We start from the raw sequence: 20,837 nt of genomic DNA, 5'->3' as shown, positions 1-20,837 counted from the left end.
ACTAAATTACGAGATATAAAAAACGGGCACCTCACTGAGGTGCCCGTTTTGTTTGTTCTGAGAATCTAGAGGATATCTGACGGTTAAAGGGAGCAAACTCGCCTAGTCTTTGCCTTGCAAAATTTCTACCCACGGTAAGTCGGCATCACCGAGCACAATGAAGTTTGGATTCTCAAGCGTTTCTCTTTCATTGTACGAAAGTGGTTCTAGTTGAGTACTTAAGATACGTCCGCCAGCTTCTTCAACAATGCACTGGGTTGCGGCGGTATCCCACTCTCCGGTTGGTCCAAGGCGCAGATAACAATCCACAGCACCTTCTGCGACTAAACATGCCTTAAGCGCTGCTGAGCCTAGAGGAACCAAATCATAATTCCATGCTGAGCTCATACGGCTAGTGATGCGATTGATGTCCTGGCGACGGCTGATCGCCATGGCGATTGACTGGTTTGGCAGCTCGTGACGATGCGTTTTGATTTTCACGCTGTCATTAAGGTCTGGGATCTTCCAAGCGCCTTTGCCACTGTAAGCGTAATAGCTCACACCTGAAACGGGTGCGTATACCACGCCCATCACTGGCTTGTTATGCTCGATTAGGGCGATAATTGTCGCGAAATCACCACTTCGTGCGATGAACTCCTGGGTGCCGTCCAGTGGGTCAACTAACCAGTAGCGATCCCATTGAGAGCGTTGTTCTAGGCTGATGTCGGCGTCTTCTTCGGATAATACGGGAATATCAGGCGTCAATTCACTGAGTTTTTTTAATATCAGCTTATGTGCTGCAAGATCGGCACTGGTTACTGGAGTGTCATCACTCTTAATGAACTCTTCGTAATCCTTTTTCTCGTATATCTCTAAGATGAGTTGACCAGCAGAGCGAGCAATCTCAATGACAGAGGGTAGGAGGTGAGACAAATCTTTTGTTATTGGCATAAATGTTCTCTTACTCTTAGAGCGAGCCTGAATGTTCTAGTTATTGTTTAATACACGAAGGCTTAAAAGCAGGGCTGTAATACTGCGAGCCTCACAGAAATCGAGATGTGTTAACAGTTCTTCGGCTTGAGCAAGTGGCCAGCGCACAATGTCGAGAGGCTCTGGCTCATCACCTTCTAGCTTTTCTGGGTAGAGGTCTTCTGCAATAAACAGCGTCATTTTGCTAGAGAAGTAAGAGGGCGCAAGGATCACTTCCTTCAGCGGAGTTAGCTTGTTGGCACCGAAGCCTATCTCTTCTTTGAGTTCGCGAACGGCGGCTTCGTTTGGCTGCTCACCTGGGTCGATAAGCCCTTTAGGAAAGCCCAGCTCATAGCGTTCTGTGCCCGCTGCGTATTCACGCACCAACAGAATATCGCCTTGTTCAGTAATCGGAACCATCATTACTGCGTTGCGGCCGCTAGGCTTCATGCGTTCGTAAGTGCGCTGTTCGCCGTTTGAAAAGCGTAAATCGAGAGACTCGATAGAGAATAGTTTTGATTGAGCGACAGTTTGCTGAGCCAAAATCTCTGGCTTGGTCCTTTTTGTCATTGCGCTCGCTCCTTAGCTCATTGGAATTCTTTCTTATAAAGTCATTCTAATATAGGGGAAATGACGTTGAGTTCCTAGATCCGAGTTTTCATATCCTAGAATTATTAGAGCAGGAACCGATTGCGATCACTTGAATACCTTACTCAAGATGGTAACCAACCGAGAATTCCGGTTATTTCGTTCAGGAATACAAGAGCATAGGGGGCGTATCAACTTAGCCTCAAAACAAAAAAGGTTGATGCTTGCGCATCAACCTTTTTAATCAGTGATTCATACTAACTGAGTAATTAGTAGTAAGAGTGCTCACCACGATCGTGCTCAGTTGCGTCACGAACAGCAGTCAGTTCACCTTCGAATTGTTGAAGAAGTTCTTTCTCGATGCCTTCTTTTAGCGTTACATCAACCATAGAACAACCGTTACAACCGCCACCGAATGCAACAATAGCAGCGCCGTCTTCAGTGATTTCTACCAAGCTAACGTGACCACCGTGACCAGCAAGCTGTGGGTTAACCTGTGTTTGGATTGCGTATTCAACGCGTTCTACAAGTGGTGCATCATCAGATACTTTACGCATTTTAGCGTTTGGTGCTTTAAGCGTTAGTTGAGAGCCCATTTTGTCAGTCACGAAGTCAATCTCAGCTTCGTCTAGGAATGGTAGGCTTAGCTCATCTACGTATGCAGAGAATGCTTCGAAAGAAAGCTTTGTATCAGACGCTTCGATAGCATCTGTTGGGCAGTAAGAAACACCACACTCAGCGTTTTGTGTGCCTGGGTTTACCACGAACACACGAATGTTTGTACCTTCAGGCTGCTGTGACAGCAGATTGGCAAAGTGAGTTTGAGCTGTTTCTGTAATAGTAATATTTGACACGACGAATACCTGAGTAGATTTGTAGGTTATTAGCGCCATTCTACTCCTGTCAGATTTGTAATTCAGCCCTTTTTTGTTGGATTGCTGTACAAGTAGTGATTCACAGCTTTTATCCAGAGGGCTCAGGAGTGCGGCAGATGCAGTAAATATCAATCCTTTTAACGCCCACTTCAAGTAGTAATTGGCATAATTGATACACAGTACTGCCGGTGGTTACAACATCATCAATTATCGCGACGTGAGAGGGGATAGTTCCTTGAACGTCTTGTTTTCGCAGCGCAAAAGCGTTCTTTAGATTGTGTAATCGTGCGGATTTAGTCAGCCCCTGCTGGGAAGCAGTTGAGCGAATTCGACGAAAGAGCACATCACTTTCAACTCCAAGCTCTTGAGCCGTGTAGTCGGCTAGCAGCTGACTTTGGTTAAAGCCACGATGAGTGTATCGGCGCCAATGCAGCGGTACGCTGGTGATCAGGGGAGCAGAATGTTCGATACGTGATGCTAATAGCTTAGATAAATCACGTGCAAACCAAAACTTATCAGCGTACTTCATTTGCTGAATGTAACCTGCTGTAGGAAAGGTGTAGTCGCCGACACAATAGAGGCGATGCCACGGTGGAGGTTGAGATAAACACTCACCACACTGATCGACAGTGATTACTGTTTTTAAGCCACATCGCTGACAGCGTGGCACTGGCTCAAAGAGTTTGAGACAAGAATTGCACCATCGAGGGTGAGCATCACTGGGCAGTTTATCAAGTTTGCACAGGTGGCATTGAGGTGTGACCAGACGTGGTGTGTGTTTTTGTAGCCAATCGGATAACATAGCTCGCGATGCTTTTGGGTTATGGTGTTCCTTTTGCTAACCATACTGAAAAGTGCGGATTATCGCTGATGGAAAAAGTAGGGAATATTGAGAATGAGTGACGCGTTATATTGGCATGTTTCTGGGCAAGGGCCTGATTTAGTACTGGTTCACGGTTGGGGAATGAACGGTGCGGTATGGCAACAAACCGTTAATGCATTACAAGCTGATTTTCGAGTGCATGTTGTCGATTTACCAGGGTATGGACACAGCGCGCACTGCCACGCTCAAGATCTTGAAGAGATAGCTCAGCAGCTTTTGGCCGAAGCACCAAAGCAAGCGATTTGGGTAGGTTGGTCACTTGGAGGTTTGGTCGCAACGCACATGGCTCTCCATCACTCAGATTACGTGAGCAAGCTGGTGACTGTCGCCAGTTCTCCTAAATTCGCTGCTGCTAAAGAGCCCGTATTATGGCGAGGTATTCAGCCAAACGTATTAAGCGCATTCACCGAACAGCTGGTGGAAGACTTCCAAACCACCATCGAACGCTTTATGGCATTGCAAGCCATGGGTAGCCCTTCAGCAAGACAAGATGTAAAACAGCTCAAGCAAGCGGTGCTGTCTCGTCCGTTGCCGAACTCTGAATCATTATTGGCAGGATTAAAGATGCTGTCGGATGTCGATCTGCGTGAACAACTGCCTGAGATTTCAGTGCCAATGCTGCGCTTGTATGGTCGACTGGATGGTTTAGTGCCAATAAAAGTCGCCAAGGATTTGGGTGCTGCACTGCCTCATACCGAACAATACATCTTTACTCAGTCCTCGCATGCGCCATTTATGACCGAAGCAAATGCCTTCTGCAGTGAACTGATCAGCTTCGCGCAAAAATAATCGCTAAATTTATCGCTGACTTGGTCGATATATAACCTAACCAAAGCGTTGCATGATACTCAGACCTCACTCTCTCCAGAGCTGATTGCGGTAAGTTTTGGGCTATGCCTGTTGTGTAACTCAGCACAGCAGTGTTATGGCAATAGTGATGGGCGATTCTTGAGGAGAGTTCGCGATGATTGTGTCACCTGCAACTGCAGTAAGTGTGCCACTGATCGCCCCATCCGTTAATGTGCAAACAGAGCAAGTTGCGCGTGATAATAAAGTCCGAGAGCCTGTTGCTCCCGCAGTAGCATTGGCGAAAACCAATGCAGAGCGCAAGGTAAAGTCGGACGATAAACGAAGGCAGCAGTCGGCTTGGGATCCTTCAGACCATCCTGGTTATGAAATGGAGAACGAGTCAGAGGCCAATTCGGTTAGCCAAGAAGAGTCACAAGATCCTTTTGATAGACTGTTCAGCTTGTTGGCCCTGAGAACATACAGTGCCGACCAAGGAAAAGGCTATACCATGCGTTTCCGCCTGCCAAAGCATGTTTTAGATGCGGCGATTCAGGAGGGACAGATGGAGAAACGACGTAAGGTCATAAAATATCATTATGGTCATGCTGTTGCGCCTCATGCTCCATCAGAAATGCTGATTGTGTTGTAATTATACTCTTCATACTTGAAGCCGCAGCGTTGTTAACTGCGTAAGTTCACCCTAATTACATAGAACCCCTATGCTCATAGGGATGAACTTACTTGTTGCCTAGCTGCAACCCCAATTATTTCGAGTATAAAATACGTAGAATACAGCTCAGCTTCGATGTCTTTTTTGAACACATAATAAAAAAACCTGCATACCCTTAGGGATGCAGGTTTTCTGTTTTAGGCGAATCCGTTTTTTTAGATGAGCTAACGGATTATTTTTTCGCTTTAGCAAAAGCAGCAGCGAAAGCACCGCCCATCGCAGCGTTTTGTTGCGGCTCCTCACGACGGCGTTGTCCACCTTGTGAGTTTTGATTCGGTCGGCTTTGCGTACGAGGTGTACTTGAACGTTGTGCTCGGTTGTCTTGGCCTGGTTCATCTTTCATGCGCATGCTGAGTGCAATACGTTTACGCTGAACATCCACTTCCATCACCTTCACCTTGACGATGTCACCGGCTTTTACCACTTCACGTGGGTCAGCGACAAAGCGATCGGTCAGTGCTGAAATATGCACCAAGCCGTCTTGGTGAACACCAATATCAACGAACGCACCAAAGTTAGCTACGTTCGACACCACACCTTCTAAGATCATGCCAGGTTCTAAGTCAGACATGCTATTTACGCCATCGGCGAACGTTGCCGTCTTGAACTCAGGACGAGGATCTCGACCCGGTTTATCCAGCTCTTTGATGATGTCGGTTACTGTCGGTACACCAAAATTCTCATTAGTGTAATCAACCGCATGTAAACCACGTAAGAAGTCTGTGTTGCCCACCAGAGACTTAATGTCTTTGTGGTTTTTCTCAGCGATGTTCTTCACCACTGGGTAAGCTTCTGGGTGCACCGATGATGCATCTAGCGGGTTCTTGCCGTCCATGATACGCAGGAAGCCAGCACACTGTTCAAAGGCTTTTGGCCCCAAACGAGCGACTTTTTTCAGTGTCGTACGTGCTTCGAAGCGACCATTTTCATCACGGTAGTCGACGATGTTCTGAGCGATCGCGCTAGAAAGGCCTGCAACACGAGTCAGTAGTGCTGCAGAAGCGGTATTCACATCAACACCAACCGCGTTTACACAGTCTTCGACAATCGCATCTAAGCGCTTGGCAAGCATGGTTTGGCTTACATCGTGTTGGTATTGGCCCACACCGATCGATTTAGGGTCAATCTTCACAAGCTCAGCTAGAGGATCTTGTAGACGACGCGCAATAGACACCGCACCACGAATCGAGACATCCATATTCGGGAATTCTTTTGCCGCTAGCTCAGAAGCAGAATAAACCGATGCGCCCGCTTCGCTGACAATGATTTTCTGTGCCGTTAGGTTGCCACGCTTAATTACGTCAGCAACAAAACTGTCTGTTTCGCGTGAAGCGGTACCATTACCAATCGCGATTAAATCAACATTGAACTGGCGAACCATCTGCTCAACCACGTGTGCAGATTTATCGTATTGCTTTTGAGGTGGGTGAGGGTAAATGGTCTCGGTTGCCAGAACCTTACCCGTAGAATCCACCACTGCGATTTTCGAACCAGTACGTAAACCCGGATCTAAGCCCAACGTTGCACGAGGACCAGCAGGAGCCGCCATCAACAAGTCTTTAAGGTTGGTTGCGAACACTTCAATAGCTTCGATCTCTGCACGCTCTTTCATCGCGCCCATTAGCTCGGTTTCCATGTGCATAGAAACCTTAATACGCCATGCCCAGCTAATCACTTGCTTACGCCATGCATCTGCAGGTGCGCTGCTCAGGGTTATACCGTAGTGATCAGAGATGATGTTTTCGCAGTAAGAACCACGGACACCTTCTTCTTGTTCTGGGTCAGCATTCATCGCCAACGTTAGGAAGCCTTCATTACGGCCACGTAGCATTGCAAGTGCGCGGTGAGAAGGCACTTTGTTGAGTGTTTCGTTGTGTTCGAAATAGTCTTTGAACTTCTCGCCAGCTTGCTCTTTGCCTGCCACGACACGTGAAACGAGCTCAGAGTTACGTGTTAGATGTTGGCGAATTTTTTCAAGTAGGTTTGCGTCTTCTGCAATACGCTCCATCACGATTGCACGTGCACCATCGAGCGCGGTTTTAGTATCAGCAATGCCTTTATCGCTACTGATGAAGTTAGCGGCTTCGGTTTCAGGGTCGTGCTGTGGTTCATTCCAAAGTGTATCGGCAAGTGGCTCTAAGCCTGCCTCAATCGCGATCTGACCTTTGGTACGACGCTTTGGTTTGTATGGCAGGTATAAATCTTCAAGGCGAGTCTTGCTGTCTGCTTGAGTGATATCACGCTCGAGTTCTGGCGTGAGTTTTCCTTGGTCTTGAATCGACTTAAGAATCGTTTGGCGACGATCGTCGAGCTCGCGAAGGTATGAAAGGCGACTATCAAGGTTACGTAGTTGGGTATCGTCTAAGCCACCCGTGACTTCTTTACGGTAGCGGGCAATAAAGGGAACGGTGTTACCGTCGTCAATTAGGTTTACTGCGGCGGTGACTTGCTCTGAACGAACATTCAGTTCTTCAGCAATCAGTCGACAGATAGCTTGGCTCATCCGATGAATCTCTTATTTAATATCATGACAAATACATGGGGGTGAGCGTACGCTTTTTCTAGCTTTGGCTGTGTAATTATCCTGTCAGAAGTCGAATTTCCGTTTGTGATACCCACTTTGTGCGAGATCTCTCACACGTGGTGTGCGACTAAGTCACTTTAAATCGATGTGATCGTCTTAAAACAAAGCTAAGTTATTGATTTTATTTGGTTGTGTGTTTGTGGGCGTATTTCTCACCTGAAATGTTTTTTGGGACTATCTAGGAAACTCGCCCAAATGCCGTAATATTTAACTTGTCGACAGGGAGTTGGCAGGAACAGGAAAAAGCCTAATGGACTAGGTATCTTCAGGATGAAGATTTGATTACTTAGGATGAGTGGTCAGCAAGGAAGTTATAATCTCTGGATGAGATTCGCCAGTCAGGATGACAGGCTAGAATGGACACCGCTAGGATGGCGATGAACAAAAAGGAAATTGGTTAAAGGATTTAGCCACTATCAAGGAAAGATGCAGGGAGCACCTTATCTCGAAGAGATAAACAGTAGCCGGATTGCTGCGATAGAGACTTAACCCCGTCAGGCGAAAGCCTAGCGGGGTTTTCTTTTATTTGGAGTTTGAGTCTGCTTGAACACTCAGCTCATCGCTAAGTGTTATTAAGTTTGGCTATGCGTTGTCTGCGTAGCTGATCGAGTTAATGAACCACTCTTTATCACCTTCCGGTGTGGTTACCGTAAACTCATCATCCACTTCTTTCTTGAGCAGAGCTCTAGCCATTGGAGAGTCGATAGAGATATAACCTTTAGCATCGCCGTAGATCTCTTCAGGCCCAACAATGCGAAACTTCTTAATTTCTCCATCATCATTCTCAATTTCGACCCAAGCACCGAAAAATACCTTACCTTCTTGTTGTGGTGAGTAATCAACGATCGTGACATCAGGTAGGAACTTTCTTAAGAAACGCACACGGCGATCAATCTGACGAAGCAAACGCTTATTGAAGGTGTAATCTGCGTTTTCTGAACGATCTCCAAGGCTTGCAGCCCAAGTGACTATCTTGGTAATTTCAGGACGCTTCTCGTGCCATAAGTGGTCATGTTCTGCTTTGAGCTTGTTATAACCTTCTCGAGTGATAAGTTTGGTTTTCATAAATCTGACTTAATGAAATGATGATCTAAGATAGAATATATAGAAAGGCAACATACGTTAACAATTATTTAGGCGACTTTTTCCCCAATAATGTTACATTTTTAATGTCTTATACAATTTACCAAGAATGCTTAACCTCAGGTTTAAGCTTTAATAGGTGGAACCATTACATGCAAGAAAACTACAAAATTTTAGTGGTCGATGACGATGCTCGTTTACGTGCACTGCTAGAACGCTATCTGTCAGAGCAGGGCTTTCAAGTGCGTAGCGTGGCAAACAGTGAGCAGATGGACCGCCTGTTAACCCGTGAAAATTTTCACTTGATGGTATTGGATTTAATGTTGCCGGGCGAAGATGGTCTTTCGATCTGTCGTCGTCTAAGAAACGCAAACAACTCGCTACCTATCCTTATGCTGACGGCAAAGGGGGATGAAGTGGATCGCATTGTGGGCTTGGAAGTGGGTGCGGATGATTACCTGCCAAAACCATTTAACCCGCGCGAATTGCTTGCTCGTATCAAAGCGGTAATGCGTCGCCAAGTGATTGAAGCACCGGGCGCACCAAGCACAGAAGAGTCTGTGGTTGAGTTTGGTGAGTTCCGCCTGAACCTAGGTACGCGTGAAATGTTCCGCGGTGAAGAGCCAATGCCTCTTACCTCGGGTGAATTTGCGGTTCTTAAGTCGCTGGTTACTAACGCTCGTGAGCCAATGTCTCGCGATAAGTTGATGAATATGGCTCGTGGCCGTGAGTACTCAGCAATGGAGCGCTCTATCGATGTTCAGATTTCACGTCTACGTCGTCTAGTGGAAGAAGACCCAAGCAAACCTCGCTACATCCAAACGGTGTGGGGCTTAGGTTATGTCTTTGTTCCTGATGGTAAGGCTGTGTAAGTCAGCTTAATAAGCTCTACAGCAGCTTTATTGATTCTGTGATTCAGAATTCTCTATTTACGGGCCATCTCATTGATATGTGATGGCCCGTTTTCTATTCAGCACAATTGTTATACCAATCGTAGCAAGTAACTGGTCATCCTAGCTTGTTAAAACGCTCGATAACTTCGTTAGAAATTTTGATTGTAGAATGACTACTTACCGAAAATTTCTGCCTTGTTCTCGAGCATTTTTCCTGCGCTATTTATGCTCATTTACTTACTGTGATTGGTATTAGAGTTATAGTCATATAACATTTTCTTTATCTTTCTACATCTCGGGTACTCTATGCGTATACGTAGCTCCTTTACTCAGTCGATAGTGCTTTTCTTAACGCTATTGGTCGCTAGCCAAATTTTTTCTTACTACGCCGTGTTTAACTACGCTTTGATGCCGAGTTTGCAGCAGTTTAATAAGATATTGGCACATGAGTTAAACTTGGTGTTGGACCAAGGCAGTGATATTGAAATCGATGCACCACTGCGTCAGCGTGTGCTTGAGCAGTTAGGGGTAACTGTTCACGCCAAGGACAGCGAAGCCGCGGGTGAGTATTATCATGCGGTAGAGATCGACCTGATGAGTGAGGAGATGACCAAAGAGCTGGGTTCTGAAACGAAAGTGCGGTTGATTTTGGGTAAAGAGAGCTATGTGTTGTGGATGGACATTGCTCAGCTGCCTAACTCTTTGATTCGTATACCTCTCTCTGAGTTGCAAGAAGAAGACTTTGCACCACTATTTCGTAACAGCCTGATCATGGCGTTATTGATTGTCGCGGGTGGTTGGCTGTTTATTCGCTTGCAAAATCGGCCGTTGATAGCGCTAGAGAAAGCTGCGCAAGGTGTCGGACGAGGTGATATTCCACCACCATTGCCTGTACAAGGTGCACAAGAGATTCGCTCGGTAACTCGAGCCTTCAACCAGATGTCGAAAGGCATCCAAGAGTTGGAAGAAGACAGAGCTCTGTTGATGGCAGGTATCAGCCATGACTTGCGCACCCCGTTAACACGTATCCGTTTGGCAACCGAAATGATGTCGCCAGAAGATGCGTATTTAGCGGAAGGAATTATCAGTGATACAGAAGAGTGTAATGAGATCATCAGTCAGTTTATGGATTACTTAAAGCCAGTCGATCGTGATTCATTCCAAGCGGTATTTGTTGATGATATTGCGCGCGAAGTGTCGAGCTCAGAAGGCGGCTACGAGATTCAGATTGAAACCGATATTCCTGAAAATATGAAACCTGCACTGGGCAACCCAATTGCGATGAAGCGAGCAGTGAGTAACCTAGTGGTGAATGCGCTGCGTTACGGTAATGGCTGGGTTAAGGTATCAACTGGTATGACGGCGGATAACAAGCTTGCTTGGGTGACAGTGGAAGATAACGGTCCAGGTATCCCGCAAGACCAGGTTGGTAAGCTGTTTGAACCATTTACTCGTGGCGATACTGCTCGCGGCAGTGAGGGTACAGGCTTAGGTTTGGCGATCGTGAAGCGCATTGTCAGCCAACATCAAGGCGCGGTAGTGGTGAATAACCGTAGTGAGGGGGGCTTGAAGGCGCAGATCAGTTTCCCTGTGAAGCCTTAGTTGTCATCGGTCCGTGTGATTTCGATGAGTTTGGTTCGGGGAACTATTAAGAGATCCCCGACTCGGTCATTCTTCCCTCTCGGGGATGACAAAAAATACCGTCATTCCCTATCGTGAGGAACGAACGAGTAGGGAATCTCGCTCTTGATTGAAGAAAGTAACGTGCACTAAAAAGACTTCCTTATGGAAGCCTTTTTACGTTGTAAGCGGGAATATCTGGGGCTATTACGCCTTAGAATACACATCACGTTCACCCAACCAGCGATTGATGATCGCCTTGGCATTGTCTGGGTAGCTATCGTGAATATGACGAGCAATACGCTGCACTTCAGGAATTAAACGTTGGTCTCGTACCAAGTCGGCAATCTTGAAGTCAGCCAAACCTGTCTGCTTAGTGCCAAGCAGTTCCCCGGGGCCTCTGATCTCTAAGTCTCGCTGAGCAATTACAAAGCCATCGTTACTTTCACGCAGTACGCCTAAGCGCTTCTGAGCGGTTTTTGATAGTGGAGAGTGATACAGCAGTACACAATGACTTGCGACTGACCCTCGGCCTACACGACCGCGCAATTGGTGAAGTTGAGCTAAGCCAAGACGTTCTGGGTTCTCGATGATCATTAAGCTCGAATTCGGCACATCTACACCTACTTCAATAACGGTTGTAGCAACCAATAGGTGCAGTTTGTTCTCTTTGAATTCCTGCATCACCGCCTGTTTCTCGGCAGGTTTCATTCGGCCGTGTACTAGCCCAATTTTCACATCTGGCAGTTTGCGTTGCAGCTCTTCTGCAGTATCAGCAGCGGCTTGCGCTTCTAATACTTCGGACTCATCAATCAGCGTACACACCCAATAGGCTTGCTTACCCTCGTTAAGACATGCATTACGCACCCGCTCAACAATGTCATCTCGTTTGGTATCCGGGATTGCAACGGTTTGAATCGGTGTTCGACCCGGCGGTAACTCATCAATGATTGAGGTTTCGAGATCGGCATAGGCCGTCATTGCTAGTGTTCGTGGAATTGGCGTTGCCGTCATCACCAATTGGTGAGGGTAATAACCTTGCTTAGCGCCTTTCTCTCGCAGCTCTAAACGCTGGTGGACACCAAATCGGTGCTGCTCATCAATGATCACTAAACCAAGATTTTTGAACTCGACATGCTCTTGGAATAGAGCATGAGTACCGACCACCATTTGCGCTTCGCCACTGGCAATACGCGCCAGTTCGGTTTCACGAACTTTGCCTTTGAGTTTACCTGCGAGCCAACCGACTTGAATGCCCATTGCTTCAAACCAGTTAGCAAAGTTGATTGCGTGCTGTTCGGCTAATAGTTCGGTTGGTGCCATTAGTGCTACTTGCTGACCATGTTCGAGTGCGCGAACAGCCGCGAGTGCAGCGACTAAAGTTTTACCTGAGCCCACATCACCCTGCACTAAACGCATCATAGGGTGCGGCTTCTCAAGGTCAGCTTCGATCTCTTTAGTCACTCGTGCTTGAGCATTGGTTGGAGAAAACGGCAGCTGAGCCAACAACTTATCTTTCAGAGTATTCACTGGAGGAAAAGGCATCGCCTTGTCTTGCTGTCCCTTGCTTCGAACAGACAACATCGACAGGTTTTGAGCAAGCAGCTCTTCCATAATCAGGCGCAGCTGCGCAGGGTGTTTACCTTCATCAAATAGCTCTAGGTCAATGCCCGGAGGTGGTCTGTGAATGGTATGCAGTGCTTGTGCTAAGGTAATTTGGTGATCGTATAAACCTGACGGGAGAAGCTCGTTAACCGCCGCCTTATCTATCAGGTCGAGCGCTTGGTCAGTGAGGTTGCGCAGCGTGACTTGTCTTAGCCCTTCGGTGGTTGGGTACACCGGAGTTAGGTTCGCTTCCACATCTGGTTGTTGCCTTGGTGCAAAGAACTTGTAGTCAGGGTGAACAATCTCAAGCCCCATATTGCCGCGTTTGATCTCACCATAAGCATGCACTTGTTTGCCTTCAGCAAAGTTATTCTTCATTCCCGCAGTAAAGTTGAAAAAGCGTAGCGTAATAGTGCCGTTACCATCGCTGATCTTTACTGCGAGCATCTTACGTTTACCGAAAATGGTATCGACGTGCATCACCTTGCCTTGCACTGCAGCCCATAAGCCTGCGTGTAGTTTTACGATCGGATAGATGCGTGTTCTATCTTCATAGCGTAAAGGGAGGTGAAATAGTAAGTCTTGTACGTTGTTAAGCCCAACCTTCTCCAGTTTCTCTGCGACTTTAGCGCCGACTCCAGATAAAGAGTTGAGAGGGATAGCAGATAAAAGCTGTGACATAACAAGGCTCATAAACGTAAGAGAGATAATCTATTCAAGCATTTTACTGGATTTTTGTACAGGCAGGAATGGAATGAAGCTAGGGAAATTCTAGGATTGCAGACATAAAAAATCCCCTTAAGCGATAAAGCATTAAGGGGATTTAAATTCTTAGCAAAGCTGCTAACAAATTCGAACGTTAGTTCTTACGACGTCTTACTTTCAGCGCGTGTGGCATCACACGTAGCTTCTTCATAATACTTGCAAGGTGAACACGATCTTTGGTGGTCAGCAAGATTGTCACTGTGTACAAGCGTCCATCACGTTCTTCGGTTGAAATACCATGAATGTTTGAGCCTGTTTTCGAGATAACGTTAGTTAACTCAGCCAGTGCACCTTGGTGGTTCTGCAGATCAACCTGAAGTTCAGCTGTGAACTCTTGGTCGTAATCGTCAGACCATTCCACCGCCATGTACTTGTCTGGTTCTTTTTGGTAACCACGAACGTTTGGACACGTTTCACGGTGAACCACAAGGCCACGACCTGGAGAGACATGGGCAATGATGTGATCATCTGGAATCGGGTGACAACAGTTGGCGAACGTTAGCAGTAGACCTTCAGCACCACGGATTGGAAGTTTCTTCCTAGGCGTGTCGCTGTTGTTTTCTACTTCAGTCAGTTCGTCAGCATCACCTAGCAGGCGACGAGCAATCACGATACTCATCAGCTCACCAAGACCAATTGACGCTAGCAAGTCTTCAATGCTGTCGAGACGAAGATCAGACAATACATGTTCAACGTTCTCTTGGCCGATATCACCAATCGAGTGTTCGCCAAGTGCGTGGTTCAGTAGACGACGACCAAGGGTAATCGACTCTTCGCGGCGCATCGTTTTTAGAACCTGACGGATTTTAGTACGAGCGCGTGAGGTCACTACGTAGTTGAGCCATGCTGCATTCGGACGTGCACCCGGAGCACTAATGATCTCAATCGTTTGACCGTTTTTCAGCGATTTGCTGAGTGGGTAAGGGTTCATGTCTACACGAGCACCTACACACATGTTGCCGACATCGGTATGCACCGCGTAAGCAAAATCGACCGCTGTTGCGCCTGCAGGAAGTTCGACAATGCGACCCTTCGGCGTGAACACGAAGATCTCATCTGGGAACAGATCAGATTTAACGTTTTCAATGAATTCGAATGAGTTACCCGCGCTTTGTTGCAGCTCAAGTAAGCTCTGCATCCAACGTTGTGCTTTAACCTGTGCGGTTGTGCCATTACTGCTGCGTGAGCCGTTGCCTTTGTAAGACCAGTGCGCCGCGACGCCTTTGTCTGCCATTTGATCCATATCTTCAGTACGGATCTGAACCTCAACTGGCACCCCATGAGGGCCGATCATTGATGTGTGCAGAGATTGGTAGCCGTTGGCTTTTGGTACCGCGATGTAATCTTTCATGCGGCCAGGACGAGGCTTGTACAAGCTGTGAGCCTGACCAAGTACGCGATAACAAGTATCTGGGGTATCAACCACTACGCGGAAAGCGTAGATGTCCATAATGGTGTGGAAGCGCTGCTCTTTGGTTTTCATCTTGTTGTAGATGGAGAACAGGTTTTTTTCACGACCAAGTACGCGAGCAGGCAAACCGACCTCTTCAAGGCGGCCTTCAATTTCGCTATGGATACGTTGGATCATTTCCTTACGGTTACCACGCGCAGCTTTCACTACGTTTTTAAGTACGCGATAACGGTTAGGATAGAGGGCTTCAAAGCCCAGCTCTTCTAGTTCGGTCTTGATGTTATGAATACCAAGACGGTGAGCTAGTGGAGAATAAATCTCTAGGGTTTCACGAGCGATACGACGCTTTTTGTCAGGACGAAGTGCCCCAAGCGTGCGCATGTTGTGAGTACGGTCAGCTAATTTGATCAAGATAACGCGGATGTCTTGCACCATGGCGAGAACCATCTTGCGGAAGTTCTCTGCTTGCGCTTCTTTGCGATCACGAAATTTAAGCTTATCCAGCTTAGATACACCATCAACCAATTCAGCAACGGTATTGCCAAATTTTTCCTCTAGATCTTCTTTAGTGACATCACAGTCTTCGATGACATCATGAAGCAGAGCAGCTTGCAGGGTTTCGATATCCAGACGCATTTCTGCCAGGATTCTTGAAACAGCTACAGGGTGGATAATGTATGGTTCACCGCTTGAGCGGGTTTGCCCTTCATGGGCGTCTCTCGCTACCACATAAGATTGACGCAGAGCCTCAATTTGAGGCTCTGTTAGGTATTCTTGGGCAACGTCTTTGAGGCTATCGAATAGATACAAATTAAAGGCCCGGAAGGTTAATTAGTTCGAATGACGTTCTTAACGAGTGTGAGCGATGCTGCTTACTGCTGCAAGTTCAGCCGCTTCTTGCTCTTGTTGCTCTTGACGTTCACGAGCATCTAGTACGTCTTTAGTGATAAGACCTTCTTCGATTTCGCGAAGAGCGATAACCGTTGGCTTATCGTTTTCTTCAGGCACTAGTGAATCTTTACCGCCAGTTTGCATTTGACGTGCGCGGCGAGCCGCAATAAGAACTAGGTCGAAACGGTTGCCAACTTTTTCAACAGCGTCTTGAACAGTTACGCGTGCCATGAGGACTCCAAATAGTAATTAACTAATAAATTTTTGATGACGAGAAAGTATACAAGTTTAACTAGAGACTTTCTAGATCACCGTATACTTATCTCAATGGAAAATCTAGGGGATCTAGATTATTCCGCCAATAAAGCAGTAAGCATGCCGCTGTATTTCGCTGCTTGCTTATCTTCTTTCAAGCGCTCCGCACGAATGATAGCTCTGAAGTCCATTAGGGCTGCATCAAAGTCGTCATTCACGATCACATAATCATATTCTGCGTAGTGAGAAATCTCTGATTTTGCTTCGCTCATGCGTTTCGCAATAACTTCGTCGCTGTCTTGACCGCGAACATTTAAACGACGCTCTAGTTCACCATTTGATGGTGGAAGAATGAAGACACTCTTCGCTTGAGGCATTTGTTCACGGATCTGACGAGCACCTTGCCAGTCGATATCTAGGAATACATCGATACCGCGGTTTAGGTTTTCTTCAATCCAAACGCGTGAAGTACCGTAGTAGTTGCCGAACACTTCAGCGTACTCTAGGAACTCACCTTTAGTAATAAGGTCTTCAAAATGATGCTTTTCTACGAAGTGGTAGTGAACACCATTTTCTTCACCAGGGCGCATACCGCGAGTGGTGTGTGAAACAGATACCTTCATTGCGTAGGTTGGATTGGTTTCTAGCATTGCTGAGATCAAGCTCGACTTACCTGCGCCACTAGGTGCAGATACGATGTAAAGAGTACCTTTGCCCATCTGTATATTTCCACTGTTGGTTGGATTGAGTGAAGGCAATAAACCTACACTTTAAAAGATAGCACTGACTCTAATTTTTGTTCCGATGGTGCATCTACTAATTGTTCCGTTGGTTACGTCTATAAAGAGATAACGAGTAAAACTAATAGAAGCAACTGGTGAAAATTAGGTCAGAAAAATGGAGGCGAAGAGTAGCATATTTAGATGATTGAGAACAACTGGCTTGATCGTTATTTATTAGCGAATGATCTTCTCAAAGATCTTTGTATAAATGTAATGACTCGTCATCGGTACTTTTTTATGTGATCTGGACAAAATTTGTTGAAGTTTTAATCTCAACCCTTACAATCCGCGCAAACGATTAAATGCTGTATATATCTAGTGATATGGACTAGATGTTTCTACTACCGAGCCTACCTTGGTGACTACAGTTTTTAGTGTAGAGACCTCTCTATTCTCACAGCATTTGAATCACCAAATTCTTAATTTATTGCATAGGTTTTGTTGTGAGTACCGATTCCACCCTGAAAGCCCAGAACACCTCTGGCTCGCTTGATTCGATGTTTAAAATCACTGAAAGAAAAACCACGATTGGCACTGAGCTGTACGCGGGTTTCATTACTTTCTTGGCGATGAGTTACATTCTGGCGGTTAACCCAGCAATTTTGGGTGATATTCCAGGCATGGACAAAGGTGCCGTGTTTACTGCAACAGCTCTGTCTGCGGCAATCGCAACCCTAATTATGGGCATTTGGGGCAACTACCCAGTGATGCTTGCGCCGGGCATGAGCATGAACGGCTTCTTCAAAGGCTTACTATTGAGTGGTTCAGTCGCGGTACTTTGGAATGAGGCGCTGTTCGGCATCTTCCTGTCAGGTATCCTGTACCTCGCGTTCTCGTTAACCAATATTCGTAAATCGATGATTGAATCGATTCCTGAAGATTTGAAGTTGGCGATCACCGTGTCTCTCGGACTGTTCATTGCTTTCTTAGGTCTTAAGAATGCGGGCATCATCGTTTCTAACCCATTCGTATTGGTTGGCTTAGGCGACATTTCCGATCCAAAAGTGATCATCGCTTACGTGAGTATCTTTATCGCATTGGGTTGTATGGTTCGTGACATCAAGCTAGCAACGTTCATCTCGTTCGTTTCAGCTATTGTGTTGACGATTCTTGCTGACGTCTTCATGGGCACTTCAAATGCACCAATCCCAGAACAGTTCACTGCTATGCCACCAAGTATGGCTGGCAGCTTTGGCGCTATCTTCGATTTCTCTGCTTTCACGCCAGAGAAAATGTTCGACCTACTGTTCATCGTACTTATCTTCTTGATTGTCGATTTCTTTGATGGCTTGAGCACCATTGTCGGCGTTGGCCGTGATGCGGGCATCATCGATAAAGACGGTAAGGTGCCAAACGCGAAATCGGCTCTAGTGGCAGATGCGGGCGGTACTGTGATTGGCTCTATTCTTGGTACCACATCGATCACTGCGTTCTCTGAGTCTGGCATCGCTTCTTCTCAAGGTGCAAAAACGGGCTTAGCAGCGGTGATGGTTGCTGGTCTGTTCCTAATCTCGCTATTCCTATACCCAATCTTCTCTATCTTCTCGGCAGCTATGGTTGCGCCTGCGATGGTAGTAGTAGGCATTTACATGGTCGGTCGCCTTGGTCAGATTAACTGGGAAAAGAAAGAGTCACGCATTGCGGCTTTCTTCACCATCATGTTCACTGTTTTAAGCTTCTCACCAGCAAACGGCATGGCGATGGGTTTCATCAGCTACGCATTTACGATGGTTGTCGCAGGTAAGCGCAAAGAAGTACACCCGCTTATCTACGGCCTGTGTGTGGTGTTCTTAACTTACCTGATTCTGCTTTAAGGCTAATTAGCCACTAAGAAGTCGCTAAGTAAAAGACAAACAGATGGCTCTGCAGTGAATGTGGGGCCATTTTTGTATCTGTTGCTTCTCTATAGCGTGTGCAATTGATGGCGTTAATGCTTTGAGAGTACGCGACTTATATTGATGCATGCTATTGTAGAGACTGGATTAATTATTTCTTGAAGAGTGACTATGCCTTCTCACTTACCTAAATCTTTTAGTAAGCCGTTTTTAAAAGTATTCCACATTATGGAAGCGGTACTGCTGGTGGCGATCACGCTCGCGACCTTGTTTGCGATGGTCGAAGAGTTCATGCATGTCTTCGCTGAACGCCGAGTGCAATTGACCGACATTCTGCTGATGTTTATCTATTTAGAAGTGTTGGCGATGGTTCAGCAGTTTGTGATGAACGGTAAGATCCCTGTACGATACCCAATCTATATCGCGATGATGGCGATTGCTCGTTATATCACTTTGGGCATGAAAGAACTCGATGCGGTATTGATCGTTTGGTTATCTTTAGCAGCATTTATCTTGGCCGCGGCAACATTGTTGATTCGTGTTGGACATCATTATTGGCCGTATGTAGACCTTAGAACCAAGCAGCCAGATGAGTAACACTTTGAAGGTTAAAGTTTTATAAATGAAGCCCAACGATATCGTTGGGCTTTTAATTTAAGTCGGTTGAGCAAAAAAACATCAAATTGTCCAAATAACGCTTTACAAGCAGGCTCAGATCACCAAGAATGGCGTCGCTCTGTTCTCAGGGTTATTAAATGAAACATCCAGTTGTAAAGTAGAACCCTTAGTATTGCTTCATTGTTATTCTCAGTGTTTCCCTTAGCTTCATAGATACATTAAATAATTCAAGCTTTCAGCGCATCGCACTTTTGGCGATTAATTTTTTATTTTTATATAAGGGACACATCATGTCTAACAAAGTAAACGGCGTAGTAAAATGGTTTAACGAAGAGAAAGGCTTCGGTTTCCTAACTCAAGACAACGGCGGCGCTGACGTATTCGTACACTTCCGTGCAATCGCTTCTGAAGGTTTCAAGACTCTTAAAGAAGGCCAACAAGTGTCTTTCGAAGTAGAGCAAGGCCAAAAAGGTCTTCAAGCTGCAAACGTTGTAGCTCTATAAGATTTTAAGTCGGCGCAGGTTGCATTAGCAACTTGCGTCACTTTCTCCTCTAGTTCCACCTGCAATATCCCCCTCAAAATATTCTAAAATCCTTTGTTACATCCGCTTCTCTGTTTTATCTATAGCTGTATCGATATCTTGCTCCAAACAAATCTCCTGCGTAACAACCTGCTCAACTTACTCATCCTGATTGTCATTATTGTATCCATAAAAAAAAGCCCCTAAAACTAGGAGCTTATCTTGATCTAATCAACACTGATTAAGCTAATAATGGCTATTCACAGTGTGTTACTGACAAACTGTTATTCAATGTTCTGGATCTGCTCACGCATCTGTTCAATAAGAACTTTAAGCTCTACGCCTGATGCTGTGATGTCTGTGCTGATAGACTTAGACGCTAGCGTGTTTGACTCACGGTTGAACTCTTGCATCATGAAGTCTAGCTTACGGCCACAAGCGCCACCTTTCTTCAATACGACATTCGCTTCTTTCACGTGAGAGTCTAGACGGTCTAACTCTTCTGCTACGTCTGACTTCTGCGCTAGTAGGATAAGCTCTTGCTCAACGCGAGAACCTTCAAGCTCAATTTTTGCATCTTCAAACTTGGTAAGAAGACGCTCACGTTGCCACTCTAGGATCTCAGGCATGCGTGCACGAACTTTCACGACTTCTTCAGTGATCGCATCTAAGCGCTGTACGATTAGCGCCTTCATGTTCTCACCTTCACGAGCACGAGCGTCAATGAACTCTGCGATTGCATCGTTGAATGCGTCTAGCAGGTCTTTGTTAATAGCATCCATGTCTTGCTCTGGCGTTTCCATCACACCAGGCCAGTTCATCACTTGGAATGGGTTCAGGCGGCTTTCTTCGCCAGTCATCGTCATAACTTGGTTCGCAGCATTGATTACTTGCTGAGCCAAACCTTCGTTAATGCTTAGCTCGCCCTTTGCTGCAGGGTTTGCTTCAAAGCGTAGGTTACATTCTACCTTGCCGCGCGCTAGGCGCTTACGGAAACGCTCGCGTAGGATTGGCTCTAAACCACGGAACTGTTCTGGCATACGGAAGTAAGTTTCTAGGTAGCGTTGGTTTACACTACGGATTTCCCATACTGCGCTGCCCCAATCGCCTTTTACTTCTTTGCGTGCGTACGCGGTCATACTATAAATCATCGAATTTTCC

Annotated in this window: 18 protein-coding genes and 1 riboswitch; of the genes, 7 read left to right on the top strand and 11 right to left on the bottom strand. The window is 46.2% G+C overall.

Annotated elements, in window-relative coordinates; genetic code table 11:
- Positions 1-102: 102 nt before the first annotated feature.
- The 4 genes from cysQ to A142_RS25050 form a co-directional block, all read right to left on the bottom strand.
- Positions 103-930 carry a 3'(2'),5'-bisphosphate nucleotidase CysQ gene (cysQ, locus tag A142_RS02405; RefSeq protein ID WP_017062477.1) on the bottom strand — a complete coding sequence of 276 codons (828 nt, stop codon included), beginning with the start codon at positions 928-930 and terminating at the stop codon, positions 103-105.
- A 36-nt stretch (positions 931-966) separates the two neighbouring features.
- The gene (nudE, locus tag A142_RS02400) at positions 967-1,518 is read right to left on the bottom strand and encodes an ADP compounds hydrolase NudE (protein ID WP_019826462.1); all 552 of its coding nucleotides are present in this window, start codon (positions 1,516-1,518) and stop codon (positions 967-969) included.
- Positions 1,519-1,805: 287 nt separating this feature from the next.
- A complete protein-coding gene (gene nfuA / locus A142_RS02395; RefSeq protein ID WP_029405734.1) occupies positions 1,806-2,390 on the bottom strand; it encodes a Fe-S biogenesis protein NfuA in 585 nt (194 codons plus the stop codon).
- A 109-nt stretch (positions 2,391-2,499) separates the two neighbouring features.
- The gene (locus A142_RS25050; protein ID WP_019826460.1) at positions 2,500-3,213 is read right to left on the bottom strand and encodes a ComF family protein; all 714 of its coding nucleotides are present in this window, start codon (positions 3,211-3,213) and stop codon (positions 2,500-2,502) included.
- Positions 3,214-3,306: 93 nt separating this feature from the next.
- Between A142_RS25050 and bioH the strand changes: the two genes are divergently transcribed.
- Complete coding sequence (bioH, locus tag A142_RS02385) at positions 3,307-4,083, top strand: pimeloyl-ACP methyl ester esterase BioH (RefSeq protein ID WP_019826459.1); 777 nt, start codon at positions 3,307-3,309, stop codon at positions 4,081-4,083.
- A 175-nt stretch (positions 4,084-4,258) separates the two neighbouring features.
- Positions 4,259-4,732 carry a hypothetical protein gene (locus A142_RS02380; RefSeq protein WP_019826458.1) on the top strand — a complete coding sequence of 158 codons (474 nt, stop codon included), beginning with the start codon at positions 4,259-4,261 and terminating at the stop codon, positions 4,730-4,732.
- Positions 4,733-4,985: 253 nt separating this feature from the next.
- Here the strand turns inward: A142_RS02380 and A142_RS02375 are convergent, their stop codons facing one another.
- Positions 4,986-7,316 carry a Tex family protein gene (locus A142_RS02375; RefSeq protein ID WP_019826457.1) on the bottom strand — a complete coding sequence of 777 codons (2,331 nt, stop codon included), beginning with the start codon at positions 7,314-7,316 and terminating at the stop codon, positions 4,986-4,988.
- Positions 7,317-7,979: 663 nt separating this feature from the next.
- A complete protein-coding gene (gene greB / locus A142_RS02370) occupies positions 7,980-8,462 on the bottom strand; it encodes a transcription elongation factor GreB (protein WP_019826456.1) in 483 nt (160 codons plus the stop codon).
- A gap of 170 nt (positions 8,463-8,632) precedes the next feature.
- On the opposite strand from greB, the gene ompR reads away from it, so the two are divergent.
- A complete protein-coding gene (ompR, locus tag A142_RS02365) occupies positions 8,633-9,352 on the top strand; it encodes an osmolarity response regulator transcription factor OmpR (RefSeq protein WP_009848007.1) in 720 nt (239 codons plus the stop codon).
- Positions 9,353-9,679: 327 nt separating this feature from the next.
- The gene (gene envZ / locus A142_RS02360) at positions 9,680-10,975 is read left to right on the top strand and encodes a two-component system sensor histidine kinase EnvZ (protein WP_019826455.1); all 1,296 of its coding nucleotides are present in this window, start codon (positions 9,680-9,682) and stop codon (positions 10,973-10,975) included.
- Positions 10,976-11,200: 225 nt separating this feature from the next.
- On the opposite strand, the gene recG is transcribed toward envZ, so the two are convergent.
- The 4 genes from recG to gmk form a co-directional block, all read right to left on the bottom strand.
- Positions 11,201-13,279 carry an ATP-dependent DNA helicase RecG gene (gene recG, locus A142_RS02355; protein ID WP_029405732.1) on the bottom strand — a complete coding sequence of 693 codons (2,079 nt, stop codon included), beginning with the start codon at positions 13,277-13,279 and terminating at the stop codon, positions 11,201-11,203.
- A gap of 178 nt (positions 13,280-13,457) precedes the next feature.
- Positions 13,458-15,584 carry a bifunctional GTP diphosphokinase/guanosine-3',5'-bis pyrophosphate 3'-pyrophosphohydrolase gene (gene spoT / locus A142_RS02350; RefSeq protein WP_019826453.1) on the bottom strand — a complete coding sequence of 709 codons (2,127 nt, stop codon included), beginning with the start codon at positions 15,582-15,584 and terminating at the stop codon, positions 13,458-13,460.
- 39 nt (positions 15,585-15,623) lie between these two features.
- On the bottom strand, positions 15,624-15,896 hold the full coding sequence (gene rpoZ, locus A142_RS02345; RefSeq protein ID WP_009848003.1) for a DNA-directed RNA polymerase subunit omega: 273 nt from the start codon (positions 15,894-15,896) through the stop codon (positions 15,624-15,626).
- A gap of 119 nt (positions 15,897-16,015) precedes the next feature.
- Positions 16,016-16,639: a guanylate kinase gene (gene gmk, locus A142_RS02340; RefSeq protein WP_017062466.1), complete on the bottom strand. Its 624-nt coding sequence runs from the start codon at positions 16,637-16,639 to the stop codon at positions 16,016-16,018.
- A gap of 348 nt (positions 16,640-16,987) precedes the next feature.
- Positions 16,988-17,087, top strand: a riboswitch (purine riboswitch).
- Between the two features lie 58 nt (positions 17,088-17,145).
- On the opposite strand from gmk, the gene A142_RS02335 reads away from it, so the two are divergent.
- From A142_RS02335 to cspE, 3 genes are all read left to right on the top strand, one after another.
- Entirely contained in the window at positions 17,146-18,516 is a 1,371-nt protein-coding gene (locus A142_RS02335) for an NCS2 family permease (protein ID WP_019826452.1), read from the top strand.
- Between the two features lie 192 nt (positions 18,517-18,708).
- Complete coding sequence (locus tag A142_RS02330) at positions 18,709-19,134, top strand: phosphate-starvation-inducible protein PsiE (RefSeq protein ID WP_017062464.1); 426 nt, start codon at positions 18,709-18,711, stop codon at positions 19,132-19,134.
- A gap of 311 nt (positions 19,135-19,445) precedes the next feature.
- Complete coding sequence (gene cspE / locus A142_RS02325) at positions 19,446-19,658, top strand: transcription antiterminator/RNA stability regulator CspE (RefSeq protein WP_017071067.1); 213 nt, start codon at positions 19,446-19,448, stop codon at positions 19,656-19,658.
- 302 nt (positions 19,659-19,960) lie between these two features.
- Here the strand turns inward: cspE and A142_RS02320 are convergent, their stop codons facing one another.
- Positions 19,961-20,827 carry a YicC/YloC family endoribonuclease gene (locus tag A142_RS02320; protein ID WP_029405731.1) on the bottom strand — a complete coding sequence of 289 codons (867 nt, stop codon included), beginning with the start codon at positions 20,825-20,827 and terminating at the stop codon, positions 19,961-19,963.
- Between the last annotated feature and the right edge of the window lie 10 nt (positions 20,828-20,837).

The organism is Vibrio splendidus 12E03, from assembly GCF_000272105.2.
In the GTDB taxonomy this organism is placed as follows: domain Bacteria; phylum Pseudomonadota; class Gammaproteobacteria; order Enterobacterales; family Vibrionaceae; genus Vibrio; species Vibrio splendidus_I.
This window is presented reverse-complemented; position numbering and strand designations above follow the sequence as displayed.

Coding starts and splice junctions, on each gene's coding strand:
- cysQ (WP_017062477.1), bottom strand. CDS start 930: ATGCCAATAACAAAAGATTTGTCTCACCTCCTACCCTCTGTCATTGAG.
- nudE (WP_019826462.1), bottom strand. CDS start 1,518: ATGACAAAAAGGACCAAGCCAGAGATTTTGGCTCAGCAAACTGTCGCT.
- A142_RS25050 (WP_019826460.1), bottom strand. CDS start 3,213: ATGTTATCCGATTGGCTACAAAAACACACACCACGTCTGGTCACACCT.
- bioH (WP_019826459.1), top strand. CDS start 3,307: ATGAGTGACGCGTTATATTGGCATGTTTCTGGGCAAGGGCCTGATTTA.
- A142_RS02380 (WP_019826458.1), top strand. CDS start 4,259: ATGATTGTGTCACCTGCAACTGCAGTAAGTGTGCCACTGATCGCCCCA.
- A142_RS02375 (WP_019826457.1), bottom strand. CDS start 7,316: ATGAGCCAAGCTATCTGTCGACTGATTGCTGAAGAACTGAATGTTCGT.
- greB (WP_019826456.1), bottom strand. CDS start 8,462: ATGAAAACCAAACTTATCACTCGAGAAGGTTATAACAAGCTCAAAGCA.
- ompR (WP_009848007.1), top strand. CDS start 8,633: ATGCAAGAAAACTACAAAATTTTAGTGGTCGATGACGATGCTCGTTTA.
- envZ (WP_019826455.1), top strand. CDS start 9,680: ATGCGTATACGTAGCTCCTTTACTCAGTCGATAGTGCTTTTCTTAACG.
- recG (WP_029405732.1), bottom strand. CDS start 13,279: ATGTCACAGCTTTTATCTGCTATCCCTCTCAACTCTTTATCTGGAGTC.
- rpoZ (WP_009848003.1), bottom strand. CDS start 15,896: ATGGCACGCGTAACTGTTCAAGACGCTGTTGAAAAAGTTGGCAACCGT.
- gmk (WP_017062466.1), bottom strand. CDS start 16,639: ATGGGCAAAGGTACTCTTTACATCGTATCTGCACCTAGTGGCGCAGGT.
- A142_RS02330 (WP_017062464.1), top strand. CDS start 18,709: ATGCCTTCTCACTTACCTAAATCTTTTAGTAAGCCGTTTTTAAAAGTA.
- cspE (WP_017071067.1), top strand. CDS start 19,446: ATGTCTAACAAAGTAAACGGCGTAGTAAAATGGTTTAACGAAGAGAAA.
- A142_RS02320 (WP_029405731.1), bottom strand. CDS start 20,827: ATGATTTATAGTATGACCGCGTACGCACGCAAAGAAGTAAAAGGCGAT.